The sequence below is a fragment of the Actinoallomurus acaciae genome (assembly GCF_042429965.1).
GTDB classification, from domain to species: domain Bacteria; phylum Actinomycetota; class Actinomycetes; order Streptosporangiales; family Streptosporangiaceae; genus Actinoallomurus; species Actinoallomurus acaciae.
In genome coordinates this window covers 1-3527 of the sequence record NZ_JBHLZP010000697.1, presented here as the reverse complement: position 1 = coordinate 3527, position 3527 = coordinate 1, and the positions used below count along the sequence as shown (strand labels likewise).

Below are 3527 nucleotides of genomic sequence, written 5' to 3'. Positions count from 1 at the left end.
TGGGGATGGACCTCCGGCCGTACGCTCGGCCTGCTCGCGGCCGTCGTCGTGGTCGGCGCGTGGTTCGGGCTGCGGTCCGCGCGCCACGCGACGCCGCTGCTGACGCTGCACCGGCTGCGCCTGCCCCGGGTCGGGGTGGCCGGCGGCGGCACCTTCCTGTTCGGCGTCGCGTTCGCCGTGATGCTGTTGTCCAACGTGCTGTGGTGCCAGGACGTCTGGCACTGGAGCGCGCTGCGCACCGGCGTCGCCCTGGTGCCCGGCCCCGCGCTGGTTCCGATCGTGACCGCGCTCACCGCGCGGGCCGTGCGCCGGTTCGGTCACGGCCCGCTCGTCGTGGCGGGCGGCCTGCTGTTCGCCGCCGCCATGCTGTGGCGGGTCGCGATGGTCTCCGTCACACCGGACTATCCGCGCGACCTGCTGCCCAGCATGATCCTCGGTGGCACCGGCGTCGGCCTGACGCTCGGCACGCTGATCGCGGCGGGGGTCCAGTCACTGCCCGGCACCCGTACCGCCACGGGCTCCGCGCTGGTCAACTCCTTCCGGCAGATCTCCTCCGCCCTCGGCGTCGCGGTCCTGGTCACCCTGCTCGGCTCCCGCGTGGACGCGGGATCGGCCGGGGACTTCCGCCTGGCCTGGGCGTTCGCCGCCGCGCTGAGCGTCGTCACCGCCCTCCTCGGCGTCCTGCTCCTGCGCGCCCGGACACCGGCCGTCTCTCCCGCGCCCTCCGGGCGGAGGCGGACCTCAGTGTGACTCGCGGCGGACCTCGCTGCCGCTGGAGCCGGTGAGGAAGTCCAGGTCGGCGCCCTGGTCGGCCTGGAGCACATGGTCGACGTACAGGCGTTCCCACCCGCGCACCGGGGCGGCGTGCGCGGAGGAGGGCGCGGGCTCCCGCGCCGCCAGCTCGTCGCCTGCCGGCTCGACGTCGAGCCGCCGGGCCGCCACGTCCAGGACGATCATGTCGCCGGTGCGGACCCTGGCCAGCGGGCCGCCCGCGGCCGACTCCGGCGCGGTGTGCAGCACGACCGTGCCGTACGCGGTGCCGCTCATGCGCGCGTCGCTGATCCGCACCATGTCGCGGACCCCGCGGGCGAGCAGCTTGGCCGGCAGCGGCATGTTCCCGACCTCGGGCATCCCCGGATACCCCTTCGGGCCGCAGCCCCGGAGCACCAGGACGCTGTCCTCGTCGACGTCCAGGTCCGGGTCGTCCAGCGCCGCCCGCAGGTCCTCGATGCTGTCGAAGACCACCGCGCGGCCCCGGTGGCGCAGCAGCGACGGCGACGCGGCGGCCGGCTTGATCACCGCGCCGTCGGGGCACAGGTTGCCCCGCAGCACGGCGATGCCCGCCTCCTCCTGGAGCGGCGCCGTACGGCGGCGGATGACCGTGTCGTCCTGGATCTCGGCGTCGGCCAGGCCCTCGCCGATCGGCCGGCCCGTCACCGTCGGCGCCGAGCCGTCGAGCAGGTCGGCCACCTCGTTCAGCACCGCCCGCAGTCCGCCCGCGCGGTGGAAGTCCTCCATCAGGTGCGCCCCGGCCGGCTGCAGATCGACGAGCAGCGGCACCTTGGCCCCGGTCTGGTCGAAGTCGTCCAGGGTCAGCGGCACGCCCGCCCGGCCCGCGATCGCCAGCAGGTGGACGACCGCGTTGGTGGAGCCGCCGATCGCCGCGAGGGCCACGATCGCGTTGAGGAACGACCCGCGCGTCAGGACCGTGCCGGGCCGCCGGTCGCTCGCCACCATCTCGATGATCGTGCGGCCGGCCTGGTGGGCGCGTTCGAGCAGCCGGCTGTCCGGCGCCGGGATGCCCGCGACGCCCGGCAGCGTCATGCCCAGCGCCTCGGCCATGCACGCCATCGTCGAGGCGGTCCCCATCGTGTTGCAGTGGCCGCGGCTGCGGATCATCGACGACTCCGCCTCCAGGAACCGCTCCTGCGACAGCGTGCCCGCCCGCACCTCCTCGCTGAGCCGCCACACGTCGGTGCCGCAGCCCAGCGGCGCGCCGCGGAAGTGCCCGGTCAGCATCGGGCCGCCCGGCACGACGATGGCCGGCAGGTCGACCGACGCCGCGGCCATGAGCAGCGCGGGAATGGTCTTGTCGCACCCGCCGAGCAGGACGACGCCGTCGACGGGGTTGGCGCGGATCATCTCCTCGGCCGCCATCGCCGCCAGGTTGCGGAACAGCATCGCGGTCGGCCGGAGCTGGGTCTCGCCCAGCGAGGGCACCGGCAGCTCCAGCGGCACGCCGCCGGCCTCCCACACACCGGCCTTCACGCTCGCGGCGACCTCGCCCAGGTGACTGTTGCACGGCGACAGGTCCGAGGCGGTGTTGGCGATCGCGATGTGCGGCCGCCCGTCGAACGCGTCGGAGGGGAGCCCACGCCGCATCCAGGCGCGGTGGATGAAGGCGTTCCGGTCCGTCCCGGCGTACCAGTGCTGACTGCGCGGCGTCATGAGCGTGCTCCTGCGGTCGGCGGCGTCTACCGCCCATACTGATCCGCGGCCTCCCGGATTGCGACCATCCGGTGATCACGAGGGCCCGGGCGCAGGGACGATGTCGGGTGCGCCGGACGCCTCCCGTTTCGGCTGAGAGCCGATTGGGGCGCGAGTTGTCGGTGGTGTTGCCTACCCTTCCTTGGTCGGGCGGGCGATGACGGGGGAGATGGGCTGTGAGTGGCCGTAGGGCGCTGGATCTGGACTCGCTGGTGGTCAGCGACCGGTTCCGGCTGTTCAACTTCACCCGGCGCGACGACCACGTCGCCTACCTCTGGGTGCTGCGGGCGATGGACCGGCTGCGCGCCGTCCATCAGGTCCAGGTCGACAGCGACCAGGTCGGGGCGGCCCTGGCGGAGCTGGCCGAGCTGTACGACGACGTGCCCACCCTCGACGGCAACCTGCGCAGCCGCCTCGACGCGCTCCACGACGACCGGGTGGTCCACCGGTTCGACGACGCCTCGCGGGCGGGCAACCTCGTCCGCTACCGCAACCGGCAGTCGGTCTACCAGTTCAGCGAGCTGGGCTACTGGGCCTACACCGCGGTCGAGGACCTCCTCGAGGCCCGCATCCAGGACGCCAACCTGTCCCGCCTGGTCTTCTCCGACATCCTGGAGGACCTCAAGGCCCTCGCCGCGGCCAACCGCGCGGGCGAGACCGAGCAGGTCTACCGCCGCCTGTCCCGCCTCGACTCGGTGATGGAGGACATGGGGCGGCGCTCGGCGCAGTTCCACGTGACCCTCGGGGAGATCGTCCGTTCCACCGACACCTCGCCGGACCTGTTCCTCCGTTACAAGAACGCCCTGCTTACGCACATGACCGACTTCATGGCCGAGCTCGACCGCTACCTCGCGCGGCTCGCCCGCGCGGTGCACGAGGTCGAGGACACCGGGCTCGGCACCCTCCTGGCCCGCGCCGCCGAGGCCGACGAGCGGCCGTTCATGCCGTACGCCGAGCGGCTCGACGAGTGGGAGCGCCGCTGGGCCGCCCTGCGCGAGTGGTTCGCCGCGGAGGGCGACTCGCGCGCCGGCGAGCTGCGC

At 73.8% G+C, this 3527-nt stretch carries 3 protein-coding genes; 2 read left to right on the top strand and 1 reads right to left on the bottom strand.

Annotated elements, in window-relative coordinates; translation table 11 throughout:
* The coding region (locus tag ACFFNX_RS45235) for an MFS transporter (protein ID WP_512699883.1) at positions 1 to 750 on the top strand (750 nt) is incomplete at its 5' end.
* Here ACFFNX_RS45235 and ACFFNX_RS45230 read toward each other — a convergent pair.
* A complete protein-coding gene (locus ACFFNX_RS45230; RefSeq protein WP_378212477.1) occupies positions 742 to 2448 on the bottom strand; it encodes an IlvD/Edd family dehydratase in 1707 nt (568 codons plus the stop codon). The two genes, ACFFNX_RS45235 and ACFFNX_RS45230, sit on opposite strands and share 9 nt — an antisense overlap.
* Positions 2449 to 2663: 215 nt before the next feature.
* On the opposite strand from ACFFNX_RS45230, the gene ACFFNX_RS45225 reads away from it, so the two are divergent.
* A partial coding sequence (locus ACFFNX_RS45225) for a DUF2397 domain-containing protein (protein WP_378212475.1) occupies positions 2664 to 3527 on the top strand: 864 nt, incomplete at its 3' end.

Excerpts from the sequence above, each read along its gene's own strand:
- ACFFNX_RS45230 (WP_378212477.1), bottom strand. The coding sequence starts at position 2,448 with ATGACGCCGCGCAGTCAGCACTGGTACGCCGGGACGGACCGGAACGCC.